This window comes from Bisbaumannia salifodinae, assembly GCF_055388505.1.
Genome location: NZ_AP043781.1, coordinates 1,602,827 through 1,617,898, shown reverse-complemented (window position 1 = coordinate 1,617,898; position 15,072 = coordinate 1,602,827). Strand labels below are relative to the sequence as shown.

The 15,072-nt window shown below is 69.1% G+C and carries 11 protein-coding genes; 8 read left to right on the top strand and 3 right to left on the bottom strand.

The annotated features are described in order from the left end of the window. Nucleotides 1-24: 24 nt before the first annotated feature. Nucleotides 25-2,535: an ABC transporter substrate-binding protein gene (locus ACZ5EF_RS07300; protein ID WP_346063035.1), complete on the bottom strand. Its 2,511-nt coding sequence runs from the start codon at nucleotides 2,533-2,535 to the stop codon at nucleotides 25-27. A gap of 155 nt (nucleotides 2,536-2,690) precedes the next feature. Here ACZ5EF_RS07300 and ACZ5EF_RS07295 point away from each other — a divergent pair, with 155 nt between their 5' ends. Together ACZ5EF_RS07295 and ACZ5EF_RS07290 are read left to right on the top strand one after the other, a co-directional pair. Further along, complete coding sequence (locus ACZ5EF_RS07295; RefSeq protein WP_346063184.1) at nucleotides 2,691-3,143, top strand: potassium channel family protein; 453 nt, start codon at nucleotides 2,691-2,693, stop codon at nucleotides 3,141-3,143. 53 nt (nucleotides 3,144-3,196) lie between these two features. After that, nucleotides 3,197-4,759 carry a cation:proton antiporter family protein gene (locus tag ACZ5EF_RS07290; RefSeq protein WP_346063036.1) on the top strand — a complete coding sequence of 521 codons (1,563 nt, stop codon included), beginning with the start codon at nucleotides 3,197-3,199 and terminating at the stop codon, nucleotides 4,757-4,759. Between the two features lie 44 nt (nucleotides 4,760-4,803). On the opposite strand, the gene ACZ5EF_RS07285 is transcribed toward ACZ5EF_RS07290, so the two are convergent. Continuing rightward, on the bottom strand, nucleotides 4,804-5,406 hold the full coding sequence (locus ACZ5EF_RS07285; protein WP_346063037.1) for a LysE family translocator: 603 nt from the start codon (nucleotides 5,404-5,406) through the stop codon (nucleotides 4,804-4,806). 108 nt (nucleotides 5,407-5,514) lie between these two features. Between ACZ5EF_RS07285 and ACZ5EF_RS07280 the strand changes: the two genes are divergently transcribed. From ACZ5EF_RS07280 to ACZ5EF_RS07255, 6 genes are all read left to right on the top strand, one after another. Then, nucleotides 5,515-6,924: an aminotransferase-like domain-containing protein gene (locus ACZ5EF_RS07280; RefSeq protein WP_346063038.1), complete on the top strand. Its 1,410-nt coding sequence runs from the start codon at nucleotides 5,515-5,517 to the stop codon at nucleotides 6,922-6,924. Nucleotides 6,925-7,035: 111 nt separating this feature from the next. Continuing rightward, nucleotides 7,036-8,511, top strand: coding sequence for a TrkH family potassium uptake protein (locus tag ACZ5EF_RS07275; protein WP_346063185.1), 1,476 nt, complete (start codon nucleotides 7,036-7,038; stop codon nucleotides 8,509-8,511). A 47-nt stretch (nucleotides 8,512-8,558) separates the two neighbouring features. Further along, complete coding sequence (locus tag ACZ5EF_RS07270) at nucleotides 8,559-10,496, top strand: ATP-binding protein (RefSeq protein WP_346063039.1); 1,938 nt, start codon at nucleotides 8,559-8,561, stop codon at nucleotides 10,494-10,496. Continuing rightward, nucleotides 10,486-11,205: a response regulator gene (locus ACZ5EF_RS07265; RefSeq protein ID WP_346063040.1), complete on the top strand. Its 720-nt coding sequence runs from the start codon at nucleotides 10,486-10,488 to the stop codon at nucleotides 11,203-11,205. The genes ACZ5EF_RS07270 and ACZ5EF_RS07265 overlap by 11 nt, the downstream gene beginning before the upstream one ends. Before the next feature lie 27 nt (nucleotides 11,206-11,232). After that, nucleotides 11,233-12,606, top strand: a complete 1,374-nt coding sequence (gene trkA / locus ACZ5EF_RS07260; protein WP_346061443.1) for a Trk system potassium transporter TrkA — start codon at nucleotides 11,233-11,235, stop codon at nucleotides 12,604-12,606. A gap of 339 nt (nucleotides 12,607-12,945) precedes the next feature. After that, nucleotides 12,946-14,052 carry a fatty acid desaturase gene (locus ACZ5EF_RS07255; RefSeq protein ID WP_346063041.1) on the top strand — a complete coding sequence of 369 codons (1,107 nt, stop codon included), beginning with the start codon at nucleotides 12,946-12,948 and terminating at the stop codon, nucleotides 14,050-14,052. Between the two features lie 15 nt (nucleotides 14,053-14,067). On the opposite strand, the gene ACZ5EF_RS07250 is transcribed toward ACZ5EF_RS07255, so the two are convergent. Then, nucleotides 14,068-15,063 carry a substrate-binding domain-containing protein gene (locus ACZ5EF_RS07250; protein ID WP_346063186.1) on the bottom strand — a complete coding sequence of 332 codons (996 nt, stop codon included), beginning with the start codon at nucleotides 15,061-15,063 and terminating at the stop codon, nucleotides 14,068-14,070. Between the last annotated feature and the right edge of the window lie 9 nt (nucleotides 15,064-15,072).

Genomic DNA, 15,072 nt, shown 5'->3' with positions numbered 1-15,072 from the left:
CGGGTCGCGAGGCGCGACGCGGCATCATAAGCCGACCTCCTCGGCGCGGGCCGGTAGGGTGGCGAAGAGGTGGCTGGCGAAGCCGGGCAGGGCCACCCGCTGGCTGGTGAGGATGAATTCCAGGCGATGGGCGCCGGCGCCCAGGGCGGCGAGGCGCTCGGCGTCCAGGGTCAGGCCCCACTCGCCCTGGCCCAGGGGCCGCGGTTCGCCGCGCCCGGCGAGCCGCCCCTGGCCATCGAAGAGCAGGTAGTAGATGGCCTCGATGGCCGCCTCCGGGTAGGGCTCGCCGGCCTGAGTCACGCTGAGGCGCACCTCGGCCGAGTCGCCGGCGTTCACCACCAGGGGGCCCTGAGTGGTCAACTCCGGCAGCGCCGCCTGACTCAGCGCCAGCCACTTGCCGGCGCGGTCGGGGAAGTCCGCGAAGCGCTTCAGCACCAGGCTGCCCTCCAGGGGGTAGACCGCCGCCAGCTCGAAGGGGCCATCGCCGACCCAGTAGTGACCGCGGGACGCCACCCAGTCGTCGAGGGCGGCATAGCGGGCGGCGATCTCCGCCTCCTCGACCCAGGGCGAGAGGGCCGCGGCGAAGGGCAGGTAGCGCCGCTCCCGGGCCTCCCCCAGGTAGCGCTCGAGGATCGCCAGGCTGGGGCCGGCCACCAGGTTGAGCCAGTCGATGCCGCGGCGATCCGCCTGGTGGGAGGAGAAGGCCAGCTCGCCGCGCCGCTCGGCCAGGATGCCCAGGGCCAGGGTGTGCCAGGGCAGCGCCTGGGGCGCCCGGGCCGCCACCAGGGTCTCGGCGTCGGGGAAGCCCTGGTCGCTGTAGGCCTCGATGATCAGCGGCTCGGTACTCAGGATGCGCCAGCCGCGGAAGTGCTGACGATAGGCCTCGAAGGTGGGCTGATGGGCGGCGTCGAACAGCGGGCTCGCCTCGTCGGCGCGCTCGAAGGCGAGGAGCCAGGGCAGCAGCAGGTCCGCCACCGAGCGCCGCGAGCCATCATGCCAGCGCTGGCCCAGGTAGCCCGCCTCGTAGTGGAGGCGCACCCGGGTGCGGGCGGTCAGCGGCGCCTCGGGGTGGGCCTCGCCCACCGTGACCAGCCGTCCCTCGCCGGCGTCCCAGCCCAGCCAGGCGTCGTCGGGGACGACGATTCGTGCCTGGCGCTCCAGGCTCAGCCAGTCGAGGCTGCGGGTCAGGGTGACGCCCTCGGCCACCGTCACCTCGGCATGCTCGAGGCGCTGGGGGCGGTAGAGGCCGGTGTAGGGGTCGGGCAGCAGCGGCGGATCCGCCAGGGCCCGGGTGATCATGCGATCGAAGATCCAGTTGCTGCCGGCGATGGGGTTCCAGGGTTCGGTGAGCAGCCCCGGGGTGCCGAAGACCATCTCGCCCCCCAGGCGCCCCTCGTAGCGCAGGGTATAGGGCCACAGCGCCGACCCGGCCAGGCCGCCGGCGAGGTCCGCGGCCACCGAGACGTTACTCGCCCGGGCCGAGACGCTGAGGCGGTCCACCAGCCAGAGCCGCACCGAGTCCTGCATGGCCAGCTCCAGGGCCCGGGCCATCAGCGCCTGGCGCTCGTCCCAGTCGGCATAGTCGCGGCGCTCCAGGCGCTCGGCCAGGGCATCGAGCTCGGGACTCGGCGCATAGGCCTGCCAGAGCGGCTCGGCGCGGCCCCGGGGCGTATAGAAGTCGCTGAAGTTCTGGGCCTGATCGCGCTGGATGACGATGGAGATCCAGCCACCGGTATAGAGGTGCCACTGGCCGGCGGCGGGATCACCGGCGATCCACAGCCGCGAGGCCTCCTCGGCATTGCGGTAGCGGCGCTCCACGGCGAAGCCGATATCCTCCAACTGGTTGGCCAGGTAGTCCCCCACCCGACGCCGCTCGTCGTCGTTGCGAATCAGCAGGATCAGGGTCACCGGCTCGCCCCGATGGTGCCAGCGCCCGGCCTCGCGGGTGGCGCCCAGGGCGCGCATCTCCCGGGCAATCGTGGCCTCGGCCGCCGCCGGGTCATAGGCATAGCGCAGCTCCAGGGCGCGGGCGGTCTCGGCCAGGCGGGCATAGTCGGGGAAGGCGGTGCTGATCGGCAGCCAGCGGGGCACCGCCAGGCCGCCGTAGAGCTCCTCGGCGATATAGTCGCGATCCACCAACTGGTGCAGGGCCTCGCGGATGGCCGGCACATGGAAGGGATTGAGGCGGCCGTCACGGAACGTCGGCCCCACCGGGTTGAGGGTCAGCTCCACCGAGGAGCCATAGGCCAGGTCATAGTCGGCCCCCGGGGCATCGCGCAGGCGGCGATAGACGGGGATGCTGCCGATGCCCTGCACGAAGGCCTGGTGGCTGCCGGTCTCGAGCAGGCCGGTGACCCGCCCCGGGTCGTTCTCCTGGGTGAACACCAGGCGGTCGATCAGGGCACCGCGGCGCTCGGCCAGGGCCTCGGGGGTGGCCGGCTCGCCCGTCGACAGGGGCGCCCGGGAGGCCGGCAGCAGCGCCAGGCCCACCACCGCCAGCAAGGCCACGCCCGCCGCGACTGCCCATCGGTTCATCGACGCCTCTCCCCTGCCATACAGCCCTCACAGTAGCCCCTCCCGGGGGCGGCGGATTCAACGTTGGGACGGTGGCGCCTATCGGGCAGGGCTGCCGTGCTAGACTGACGCCCCTCGTCGACTCGTGCTTGCCGGGAGAATGGCCCTTGCTGGACATGGCACACTACCACGTCGCCATCATCACCCTGGCCGCGGTGATCGTGGCGGTGCTGCTGCATTACGAAGCCTTCGTGGCCCTGACGCGCCTGATCGAGCGCTCACACCTGTCACATCGCGGGCGTATCCTGCTGCTGGTGTTCGGCCTGCTGCTGACCCATGTGGCGGAGATCTGGCTGTTCGGCCTGACCGCCTGGTGGCTGGTGGAGGATCAGGGCATCGGCACCATCGTCGGCTACGACGGCTTCGTGGTGCTGGACTATGTGTTCATGTCGGCGGTCACCTACACCACCCTGGGCTATGGCGATATCATCCCGCTGGGCCCGATCCGCTTCCTCTACGGCAGCGAAGCGCTGACCGGTTTCATGCTGATCACCTGGTCCGCCTCCTTCACCTTCCTCGAGATGCAGAAACACTGGCGCCTCGATGAAAAAGATCGCCATCGCCGCTAGGGATTCCCTCACCCGCGTCCCCCGCCCCCTTTTCGCAGACGAATAATGACCCCATGAGTGCCCTGATCGAAGTTCTTCCCCTCTCCTTCGCCTTCGTGTTCGGCATGCTGGTGCGCCAGATCGGCCTGCCGCCGCTGGTCGGCTTCCTGGCCGCCGGCTTCGCCCTTAACGCCTATGGCCCCGGCCTGGGCCTGCCCGACGAGGCCGGCCCGGTACTGGAACACGTGGCCCATATGGGGGTCCTGCTGCTGCTGTTCACCGTGGGCCTCAAGCTCAAGCTCAAGAGCCTGCTGCAGCCGGTGGTGCTGGGCGGCGCCCTGCTGCACTTCGTCTTTACCACCGGGGTCTTCGCCCTGGGCATCCTGGCGTTGACCCAGCTCGACCGTCAGACCGCCCTGCTGCTGGGAGTGGCCCTGGCCTTCTCCAGCACGGTGCTGGCGGCCAAGGTGCTGGAATCCAAGCGCGAGCTGCGCGCCTTCCATGGCCGGGTGGCCATCGGCATCCTGATCATCCAGGACCTGATCGCCCTGGCGGTGCTGAGCCTGGCCGGCGGCCATACCCCCTCCCCCTGGGCACTGGGGGTCTTCGCCCTGCCGCTGCTCAAGCCGCTGCTCTACTGGTTGATGGACGTGGCCGGCCACGAGGAACTGCTGGTGCTGATGGGGGTGATCCTGGCGCTGGCCCTGGGCGGCCTGGGCTTCGAGCTGGTGGGGCTGAGCCCCGAACTGGGGGCCTTGCTGATGGGCGTGCTGCTGGCCGAGCACCCCCGCGCCCAGGAGCTCTCCCAGGCCCTGTGGGGCCTCAAGGAGATCCTGCTGATCGGCTTCTTCCTGCAGATCGGCATGGCCGGCCTGCCCGACGCCGAGGCGCTGACCTTCGCCCTGGTGATGGCGGTGATCCTGCCCCTCAAGGGGCTGGTGTTCTTCTTCCTGCTGATCCTGTTCCGGCTGCGTGCCCGTAACGCCTTCCTCGGCGCGCTGAGCCTCACCTGCTACAGCGAGTTCGGGCTGATCGTCGCCGCCGGCGTGCTGGAAGAGTGGCTGGTGCCCCTGGCCATCACGGTGGCGGTCTCCTTCGTGGTGGCCGCGCCGCTGAATCGCCTGGCCCACCCGCTCTTCGATCGCCTGGAGACCTTCCTCAGGCGCTTCGAGAGCCACACCAAGCACCCCGACGAACAGCCGGTCTCCCTGGGCCGCTCGGACCTGCTGATCATGGGCATGGGGCGCACCGGCAGTGCCGCCTACGACTTCCTCGCCGAGCGCAAGGCGCGGGTGGTGGGCCTGGATGCCGACCCCAACAAGGTCAGCAAGCATCAGAAGGCGGGCCGCCGGGTGGTCTATGCCGACGCCGAGGATATCGGCTTCTGGCATGCCATCGATATCAGCCGCATCAGGGCGGTGATCCTGGCCATGCCGGAGATGGAGGGCAAGGTGATGGCGGCGCGCCAGCTGCGCCGCCTGGGCTTCGGCGGCCCCATCGTCGCCAATACGCTCTACGACGACGAGGCGGAGATCCTGCGCGAGGCCGGCGCCGACGAGACCTACCTGACCATGACCGGCGCCGGCATCGGCCTGGCCGAGAAGACCTGGGAGGCCTTCCACCCGGGGAAGGCCTAAGCCCTCGGCCCAGGATAGCGCCGTCAGCCGAGGAAAAAGCGCCCTTAGCCCAGAATAAAAAGCACGCAGGCGGCGGTGAGCGCCCCCATCAAGGCGTTGAAGACCCGCCAGGCCCGGGGGCTGTCGAGCCAGCGGCCGATGGCGGTACCGAAGCCGGCCCAGACCGCGATGCAGGGCAGCGCCACCAGCTCGGCGAAGGCCGCCAGCAGCAGGGCATTGAGCCAGGTGTCGCCACCCTCGGGCAAGAAGCCCGCCATCAGCGCCAGGCCCATCACCCAGGCCTTGGGGTTGGCGAACTGAAAGGCCGCGGCCTGCCAGAAGGTCAGCGGGCGCCCCTCGCCGCGGCGACGCAGGTCCGGCGGCGGCGCGGTGGCGATGCGCCAGGCCAGGTAGAGCAGGTAGGCGCTGCCGATCAGACGCAGCGCGGTCTGCACCAGGGGGAAACGTTCGAAGAGCAGCCCCAGGCCCAGGGCGATACCGGCGAAGAGCAGGAAACAGCCCCCCAGGATGCCGAAGATATGCGGCAGGGTGCGCAGGAAGCCGTAGTTGGCCCCGGAGGCGGTGAGCATCACGTTATTGGGGCCGGGGGTGATGGTCATGGAGATCATATAGAGGGCCGCCGGGCCCAGGAATGCCAAGGCTTCCATAAAATTGAATCCATACAATTATGCGATCATTGAGCGGTGTAGCGCGACATTTGCGCCTAAACTCAGCATAATAGGCACAATTATCCCGTCAAAGGTTTTATTGTCACCATGACAATCTGGATTCCTCGCCTCGCCGCGGAAGGGCCCCGCTACCGCGCCATCGGCGAGGCCATCGTTCGGGCCATCCACGATGGCGAGCTGGCCCCGGGGCAGCGCCTGCCGCCCCAGCGGCGCCTGGCCGACGCCCTGGGCGTCACGGTGGGCACCGTGACCCGCGCCTATGCCGAGGCCGAGCGCCAGGGCTGGGTCACCGCCCGGGTCGGCAGCGGCACCTATGTGTGCGATGCCGAGGCGCCTACCACCCCGCCCTTCCTGGCCGCGCCACCGGAGGACGAGACGCTGGATGACGGCATCATCGATCTGAGCATGAGCCTGCCGCCGCCCCACCCGCTGCGCGCCGGTGCCCTGGGACGCATCCTGGGCGAGCTGGCCGGCGACGAGGCGGTGCTGCGGCGCGCCGTGGAGTATCAGTCGGAGCGCGGCGTGCCGGCCCATCGCCGCCAGCTGGCGGCCTGGCTGCAACGCCTGCTGGGCATCGACGCCGACCCGCGACGGCTGCTGGTGACCCAGGGCGGCCAGCACGGCATCGACCTGGCGCTGCGCGCCCTGACCCGCCCCGGCGAGCGCATCGCCGCCGACGCCCTCACCTACCCCGGGCTGATCGCCGCCGCCCAGCAGGCCCACCTCAAAGTGCTGGGGGTGCCCCTGGACGAGGACGGCCTGGACACCCAGGCCCTGGCCAGGCTCTGCGCCCAGCAGCCGCCGCGGCTGGTCTACGTGACCCCGGACCAGAACAACCCCACCGGCCGTCCCCTCAGCGAGGCACGCCGCGAGCACCTGGCCGAGCTGGCCCGCCGGCACGACTTCTGGATCGTCGAGGATGGGGTCCAGTACCTGCCGACAGCCGAGCGCGGCACCCCGCTGCTGGCCCTGGCCCCGGAGCGCACCCTGTTTATCTTCAGCACCGCCAAGGTGCTGGCCGGGGGGCTGCGCATCGGCACCCTCTGCGTGCCGGAGGCCCTGGGCGAGCGTGTCGGCGCCACCCTGCGCGCCCAGAGCTGGATGGTGCCGCCGCTGATGGTGGAGGCGGTGTGCCGCTGGGTGGCAAGCGAAGACGCCGAGCGCCTGCTGGCCTGGCAGACCGAGGAGCTGGGGGCCCGCCAGGCCCTGGCCCGGGAGCGCCTGGCCGGGTTCCCGGTGGAGGGGCGGCCCCATGGCTCGAACCTCTGGCTGCCGCTGCCCAATGGCCTGCGCGGCGCCGCCCTGCAGGCGACGCTGACCCAGCGCGGCCTCAAGCTGACCAGCGCCGAGCCCTTCTGCGTGGGCAGCGAGCCGGCGCCCCAGGCGCTGCGTTTGTGCCTGAGCGCCGCCGCCGGCCGCGACCAGCTCGAGCGGGCCCTGGGCCTGGTGCGCGAGGCCCTGGAGTCGCCGCCGCCGCTGCCCTGGGAGACGCTGTAATCCTCGCCCCGTGAAATTTTACGGACTTTTTAGACGCGACTGTGATGCCATAAGCAGTCACGAATACCCCGTGAATCGGGTCTCACCAGGACAAGGGACACAACGATGGCGATGCCGTGGCGCTGGATCCGGGAACACTGGCTGAACTGGGCCCCGATACTCAAGGTACTGGCCGTGCTCTGGCTGGTGTTGGCGGCCTTTATGGCGATCCCCTGGCTGGTATTGGTGATCGAGAGGGAGCCGGATGCCAACGCCTTCGCCCAGTCCATCGGCCTGGTGCTGGCGGTGGTGGCCCTGGTCTGGGCAGGCACGCGCCGGATCGAGATCGCCTTCAAGCCCTGGCAGATGTTCCTGCTCACCACCCTCAGTTGGCTGAGCATCAGCGCCTTCGCCAGCCTGCCCCTGATCCTGGGGGCGCCCCAGCTCTCCTTCACCAATGCGGTGTTCGAGTCGGTATCGGCGATCACCACCACCGGCTCCACCGTCATGGTGGGCATCGAGACCCTTTCCGACGGCATCAAGCTATGGCGGGGCCTGATGCAATGGCTAGGGGGCATCGGCATCATCGTCATGGGCATCGCCATCCTGCCCTTCCTCAAGGTGGGCGGCATGCGCCTCTTCCACACCGAATCCTCGGACTGGTCGGATAAGGTAATGCCCCGCACCGGCGGCATCGCCAAGGCCACCCTGGGGGTCTACTGCGGTTTCACGCTGGCCGCGATGCTCGCCTACTGGCTGGGGGGCATGCGGCCGCTGGATGCCGTGGTGCATGCCATGACATCGCTCGCCACCGGTGGCTTCGCCAACTCCGACGCCTCCTTCGGGGCCTATGCGGAGCTCCCCCACCTGCTGTGGATGGGGTCGCTGTTCATGCTCGCCGGGGCCCTGCCCTTCGTGCTCTATATCCGCATGCTGAGGGGGTCGCGACTGGCGCTATGGCGAGACCAGCAGGTGCGCGGGCTGCTACTGCTCCTGGCCACGGCCATCGTCGGCCTGAGCGCCTGGCGTATCGGCCAGGGAAACGCCCCCTTCGAGGCCCTGACCCATGTCGCCTTCAATGTGATCTCGGTGGTCACCACCACCGGCTACGCCTCGGACGACTATGGCACCTGGGGCCCCCTGGCCATCATGGCCTTCTTCTACCTGATGTTCATGGGTGGCTGTAGCGGCTCCACCAGTGGCGGCATGAAGATGTTTCGCTTCCAGGTTGCCGCCATCCTGCTGAAGAGTCAGTTGAATTTCCTGATCCATCCGCGGGGAATCTTCGCCTCCCGCTACAATCACCAGCCGCTGACCGACGATATCACCCGCGGCGTGGTGGCCTTCTCGTTCTTCTTCTTCCTGACCATCGCCGGCCTGGCATTGGCGTTGGCCACCCTGGGCCTGGACTATATGACCGCCCTCTCCTCGGCGGTGACCGCGGTCGCCAATGTGGGCCCGGGGCTCGGCGATATCGTGGGACCGGCCGGTAACTTCGCCTCCCTGCCGGATACCGCCAAGTGGTTGCTCTGTCTGGGCATGCTGCTGGGCAGGCTGGAAATTCTGACCGTGCTGGTGCTGCTGACGCCGATGTTCTGGCGGCGCTGAGCGAGACGATGGGCCAGGGTGAGACGATGGATTCGGATTCGAGGGACATGACGACAAGGCTTCCATTGCGCCTGATGGTGGGGCTCAGCGGTGGCGGCGAAGATGCCGCCCTGGTGCGTGCCGCCCACCGCCTGGCATCCCGGGACGGGGTGCGCTGGTGTGCCGTCTACGTGGACAAGGGGCGCGAGGAACCGCGTCGACGCCTAGCGCTGGAACGCGACTTCGCCCAGATCCAGCGCCTGGGGGGCGAGACCCGGGTGCTTCCGGGCCAACAGCGGGCCCGGGAGCTGGCCGACTATGCCCGGAGCCAGGGTGTCGCCACCCTGCTGGTGGGCGGCGCCAGGCCCTCCGGGTGGCGATTCTGGCGGCGCCCCCTGGCGGAGCAACTGGCACGTCTCGGTGGCCCCTATGACCTGGTGGTGGTGGCCGAGGCGCGCCCCCGACCGCGCTTCCGGCCGCGCCCTCGGCGCCTGAGCTGGCACCGACGCGACCCGCTGGTGGCCGCCGCGGCGACCCTGGTGGCCCTGGTCGCGGCCCTGGGTCTCGAGTCCTGGCTGGAACTCGCCAACCTCTCGCTGCTGTTCCTCGGGGCGGTGCTGGTCAGCGCCGCCATGGCGGGCACCGCCGCGGCCATGCTCAGCGCCGTGCTGGGCTTTGTGACCTTCAATGTCCTCTTCACCGAGCCGAAGCTGTCGCTGGCCATGGTCGAGCAGGAACAGCTGCTCACCGTGGTCTTCTTCCTGCTGGCGGCCGTCAGCGTGGGGCAGTTGGCGGGGCGGGGACGCCGCCGCCTGGTGGCACTGCGCGAGAGCCGCGACCAGACCTATCGGCTGCTGCAGTACGTCCAGGCCCTCTCGGTGGCCATGGACACCCAGGGCGTACGCCGAGTGGGCCTTCAGTCGCTGGAGCAATGGCTAAGAGTCCCCGTGGCCTTCCTCGAACGCCAGGCGGGGGAAAGCGGCCTACGCATCGCCGAGGCGCTGCCCGGCGCCTTGCGCCTCCCCGAGACGGCACTGAATGCCGCCGCCTGGAGCTGGCAACGGGGCAAGTCCAGCGGCCATGGCACCGAGACCCTGAGCGATCCGACGTGGCGCCTGATCCCGCTGCTGGAACAGGAGCGACGGCTGGGCGTGGTCGCCATCGCCCTGGGGGAACGCGGGCTGTCGCCGGAGGAGACGGCGCTGCTGAATACCATGCTGAGTCAGTTCGCCATGGCCCTGGAGCGCACCCGACTGGTGGCGGAACTGGGCGCGACCCGCCTCTCCGAGGAGCACGAGCGCCTGCGCTCCGCCCTGCTCGCCTCGGTCTCCCATGACCTGCGCACGCCCCTGGCCTCGATCATCGGCTCGGCCAGCACCCTACGCGAACTGGAGGCCCAATTGTCCACGGAGGATCGGCATGAACTGCTGGATGGCATCCTCAGCGAAAGCGAGCGACTCAACCGCTATATCCAGAATCTGCTCGACATGACGCGGCTGGGCCATGGCACCCTCAAGATCGAACGCGATTGGGTGACCCTGGACGACCTGGTCGCGGCGGCCCTGAAGCGCCTGGCCAATCCCCTGGAGGGACTCGAGCTGGTGCGCGACTGGCCCGACGACCTGCCGCTGCTCTTCGTGCACCCCGCCCTGATCGAACAGGCCCTGGTCAATGTCCTCGACAACGCGGCGCGTTTCTCGCCGCCCGGCGGGCGCCTGGGCATCACCGCCGGCGTCGATGATGATGCCCTGGTGCTGCGGGTGACCGACCAGGGCCCCGGCATTCCCCCCGGCGAGCGGGAGCGGGTCTTCGATATGTTCTTTACCGGCGGCGATGGGGATCGCGGCCGCCATGGCAGCGGCCTGGGGCTGGCCATCTGCCGGGGCATGGTCGGCGCCCACGGGGGACGCATCGCCGCCCTGGCCAACCCCGAGGGGGAAGGCACCTGCATCGAGATCCGCCTGCCCCTGGAGCCAACCGACGAGGAGGCCGCCGATGGAGACTAAGTCCGGTGGGCGCATCCTGGTGGTGGATGACGAGCGTCAGATTCGCCGCTTCCTGCGCATCAGCCTGGCCTCCCAGGGCTACCAGGTGATCGAGGCCGAGACCGGCGGCGAGGGACTGACGATGGCGCTGACGCAGTCGCCGGATCTGGTACTGCTGGACCTGGGGCTCCCCGACCGGGAGGGGCAGGAGGTCCTGGAGGCCCTGCGCGCCCAGAGCGATGTCCCGGTGATCGTGGTCTCGGTTCGCGAGCGCGAGGCGGAGAAGGTGCGCGCCCTGGACGGCGGCGCCAACGACTATGTCACCAAGCCGTTCGGGATCCAGGAACTGCTCGCCCGGGTGCGTCGGCTGCTGCGCTTTCACGCCGGCCAGAATGGCGAGGCCCTCGCCTCCCGGTTCCGCCAGGGCGACCTGCGCATCGACCTGCCGCGGCGCCGGGTACGGCTGGCGGAGGAGGACCTGCACCTGACCCCCAAGGAGTACGCCGTGCTGGAGACACTCTGCCGTCATGCCGGCCGGGTGGTGACCCAGACGCAGCTGTTGCGGGAGATCTGGGGCCCCAGCCACGCCGAGGACAGCCACTACCTGAGGATCCTGGTCAGCCGGCTGCGCCATAAGCTGGGGGACGACCCCCAGACCCCCGTCCTGCTGCAGACGGAAGCCGGCATCGGCTATCGGCTGCAGGTGGAACCCGACGATGCCGACGACTAGGCCAGCCCGGCCACAGGAGCCATACCCATGAAGATCATCATTCTCGGCGCCGGCCAGGTCGGCGGTACCCTGGCCGAACACCTGGCCCACGAGGAGAACGACATCACGGTGGTGGACACCGACGGCGAGCGGCTGCGCGAGCTGCACAACCGCCTGGACATCCGCACCGTCAGCGGCCCCGCCTCCTACCCCATGGTGCTGCGCCAGGCCGGCTGCGAGGATGCCGACATGCTGATCGCGGTGACCAGCCAGGACGAGGTCAACATGATCGCCTGCCAGGTCGCCCATACCCTGTTCCGCACCCCCACCAAGATCGCCCGGGTCCGCGCCACCGCCTACCTGACCCGCAAGGGCCTGTTCGCCCACGAGGCGGTGCCCATCGACGTGCTGATCAGCCCCGAGCAGGTGGTCACCGACCATATCCGCCGCCTGATCGAGTACCCCGGCGCCCTGCAGGTGCTGGAGTTCGCCGGCGGCCAGGTGCAGCTGGTGGCGGTGGAGGCCTTCTATGGCGGGCCCCTGGTGGGCCAGGACCTGGGCTTCCTGCGCCGCCATATGCCCAGCGTGGATACCCGGGTGGCGGCCATCTACCGCCGCAACCGGCCGATCATCCCGCGTGGCGATACGGTGATCGAGGCCGACGACGAGGTGTTCTTCATCGCCGCGCGTCGCGATATCCGCGCGGTGATGAGCGAGCTGCGCCGGGTCGAGCGGGACTTCCGCCGGGTGGTGATCGCCGGCGGCGGCAATATCGGCGAGCGCCTCGCCGAGATGCTCGAGCACAGCCATCAGGTGAAGATCATCGAGCACAGCCTGGAGCGCTGCACCACCCTCTCCGAGCGCCTCGACCGCACCGTGGTGCTCCACGGCAGCGCCACCAGCAAGCGCCTGCTGCTGGAGGAGAACATCGAGGACTGCGATATCTTCTGCGCCCTGACCAACGACGACGAGGTCAATATCATGTCGTCGATGCTGGCCAAGCGCCTCGGTGCCCGGCGGGTGCTGACGCTGATCAACAACGCCGCCTACGTGGACCTGGTGCAGGGCGGCGAGATCGATATCGCCATCTCCCCCCAGCAGGCCACCATCGGCAGCCTGCTGACCCATGTGCGGCGCGGCGATATCGTCAATGTCCACTCGCTGCGCCGCGGCGCCGCCGAGGCCATCGAGGCGATCGCCCACGGCGATGCCCGCTCCTCCCGGGTGGTAGGCCGCGCCATCGGCGACATCGACCTGCCGAGCGGCACCACCATCGGCGCCATCGTGCGCGGCAAGGAGGTGCTGATCGCCCACGACGACGTGGTGGTGGAGTCCGGCGATCACGTGATCCTGTTCGTGATCGACAAGCGCCGCATCCGCGACGTGGAGCGCCTCTTCCAGGTCGGCCTGACCTTCTTCTAGGAAGAATGGGAAGGGACACTCAGCCAGGAAGGAGGCTTATAAGGTGCCGCCGAAGGCGAGGCCCTGGAGTCGCCACCGCCGCTGCCCTGGGGGACGCTAATCAGCCGAGAGCGAAGAATAAAAGGGGAAGAAGGCGCTGCCCCCGGCGGCCTTCCCCGCGAGTGTGCGGTCGCGTACAGACATCCTGCGCGCCAGGCGCCAGCCTACGGATTGAGGGCATTCGAACCCATTGTCGCAGCAGGAGTGGTTCGAAGCGCCTTGCCCCAAGACGCCCAGGCACGCATCCTGCCGGGTCGGTAGACCATAGAATGGCGTGTCGGGCTCATCAGGAGCCTGAATATGGCCCTCCAAGAGCCGAATGGCGACATCACCACCGAACCACGGGCATTGATGCGCATGCTCGGCGGCTACTGCGAGCCACGCCTCGCCCGCAGCGTTCTGGAAATCATGCTCACGGTGATTCCCTTTGCCACTCTCTGGATACTGCTATGGGCCAGCCTGGGCGCCGGCCACTGGCTTGGCCTGTTGCTCGTCGTGCCCGCCGCCGGTTTTCTCGTACGCATGTTCATGATCATGCACGACTGCAGCCACAGATCCTTCTTCCGATCCAAGCGCGTCAACGACTGGGTGGGACGGGTGATCGGCGTTCTGACCCTGACGCCCTACGATTTATGGCGCCACACCCATGCACGCCATCATGCCAGCTCCGGCAACCTGGATCGCCCGCGTGTCGGCGGCATCGACACCCTGACCGTGCGCGACTTCCAGGGCCTGCCGCGAAGGCAGCGGCTCCGCTACCGTCTGTACCGACACCCGCTGGTGCTGTTCGGTCTCGGCCCAGCGTACATTTTCCTGCTGGATAATCGCCTGCCCCTGGGTTTCCACCGCGCGGGATGGATGCCCTGGCTGAGCACCATGGGCACCAACGCGGCGATCGCGGCCGGCGTCACCGCGATGATGTGGCTAGTCGGCGTCGGCCCTTTCCTGCTGGTACATCTGCCAATCATGCTGCTCGCCGCGTCAATCGGCGTCTGGCTGTTCTATGTCCAGCACCAGTTCGCGGAGACCCTCTGGGAACATGACAACGACTGGACGTTCCACGAGGCGGCGCTGCATGGCAGTTCGCACTATGACCTGCCGGGTGTGCTGCGCTGGTTCACCGCCAATATCGGGGTGCATCATGTCCACCACCTCTGCAACCGCATCCCCTTCTACCGTCTACCCGAGGTGCTCCGTGACCACCCCGAGTTCCGGCGTGTCGGCCGCCTGACGCTGCGGCAAAGCCTCGCAGCGGTGCAGCTCTCGCTATGGGATGAGGAAAAGCGGCGCCTGGTCTCCTTTGACGAAGCACGAGAAGTGTCGCCGACTGAGGCTGGCAGCAGCACTGACCGAGTGCGTCGGATCGATCAACCGAAGGCACTCAGCGGCCGACAGCCAGCCAGGTGATACGAGGCCCGGCAGTTAGAGGGTGCCGCCGAAGGCGAGGCGATAACCCAGGTCGATGGTGGGCTCCCCGATGGGCCGGCCCTCCAGGCGGCTCAGGAGTTCCCGGGCGGCGCGTTCGCCGATGGCGCGGCGCGGGGTGATCACGCTGGCCAGGGCCGGCGCCATTACCTGGCCGACGTCGTGGCCGTGGAAGCCGGCGATGGCCAGGCGCTGCGGCACCGGGATCCCCCGGCGCAGGCACTCGAAGTAGGCGCCGAGGGCCACGTCATCGTTGGTGCAGAAGAGGCCGTCGGTCTCCGGGTACTTGTCCAGCACCTCGCCCATCAGCTCGGCGCCGACGCTATAGGAGGAACGCTGGCCGCTCTGCAGGGTCACCGGCGCCAGGCCATAGGCCGCCATGGCCGCCGCGTAGCCCTCGCCGCGCTGGCGGGTGCGGGCATCCAGGCGTACCGCCAGGTAGACCACATGGCGCCGCCCCCGGGCAAGCATCGCCTCCACCATGGCCCGGGCCGCCGCCACGTTGTCGTAGCCCACCGCCTGGTGCAGCGGCGGAGTGCGGCTGTCCATGATCTCCACCGTGGGGATGCCGGCGGTCTCCAGCATGCGCAGGCTGCGCGGGCTGTGCTGGCTGTCGGAGAGGATCACCCCGTCCACGTTGTAGGAGAGCAACGAGGCCAGGCTGCGCTCCTCCAGGGCCTGGTCGTAGCCGTAGTGGGAGAGCATCAGATGATAGCCCGCCGGTTCGGTGACCTCCTCGATGCCGACGATCACCTCGGCGAACACCTGGTTGGTCAGCGAGGGCACCAGCACGCCGATGGCATGGCTGCGCGCCTTGGAAAGGATATCCGGGGCGCGGTTGGGGATATAGCCGAGCTCCTCGGCCACCTCGAAGATGCGCTCACGCAGCCCCTCCGAGACCGTGGCCGGGTCGCGCAGGCAGCGGCTCACGGTCATCTTGGTGGCGCCGACCTTGTCGGCGATATCCTGGAGGGTGGGACGCTTCTTCTTCACCATGGCTCG

What these genes read in the sequence shown, in the direction of transcription:
- trkA (WP_346061443.1), top strand. Translation starts at nt 11,233, where the DNA reads ATGAAGATCATCATTCTCGGCGCCGGCCAGGTCGGCGGTACCCTGGCC.
- ACZ5EF_RS07300 (WP_346063035.1), bottom strand. Translation starts at nt 2,535, where the DNA reads ATGAACCGATGGGCAGTCGCGGCGGGCGTGGCCTTGCTGGCGGTGGTG.
- ACZ5EF_RS07290 (WP_346063036.1), top strand. Translation starts at nt 3,197, where the DNA reads ATGAGTGCCCTGATCGAAGTTCTTCCCCTCTCCTTCGCCTTCGTGTTC.
- ACZ5EF_RS07265 (WP_346063040.1), top strand. Translation starts at nt 10,486, where the DNA reads ATGGAGACTAAGTCCGGTGGGCGCATCCTGGTGGTGGATGACGAGCGT.
- ACZ5EF_RS07255 (WP_346063041.1), top strand. Translation starts at nt 12,946, where the DNA reads ATGGCCCTCCAAGAGCCGAATGGCGACATCACCACCGAACCACGGGCA.
- ACZ5EF_RS07295 (WP_346063184.1), top strand. Translation starts at nt 2,691, where the DNA reads ATGGCACACTACCACGTCGCCATCATCACCCTGGCCGCGGTGATCGTG.
- ACZ5EF_RS07280 (WP_346063038.1), top strand. Translation starts at nt 5,515, where the DNA reads ATGACAATCTGGATTCCTCGCCTCGCCGCGGAAGGGCCCCGCTACCGC.
- ACZ5EF_RS07270 (WP_346063039.1), top strand. Translation starts at nt 8,559, where the DNA reads ATGACGACAAGGCTTCCATTGCGCCTGATGGTGGGGCTCAGCGGTGGC.
- ACZ5EF_RS07285 (WP_346063037.1), bottom strand. Translation starts at nt 5,406, where the DNA reads ATGGAAGCCTTGGCATTCCTGGGCCCGGCGGCCCTCTATATGATCTCC.
- ACZ5EF_RS07275 (WP_346063185.1), top strand. Translation starts at nt 7,036, where the DNA reads ATGCCGTGGCGCTGGATCCGGGAACACTGGCTGAACTGGGCCCCGATA.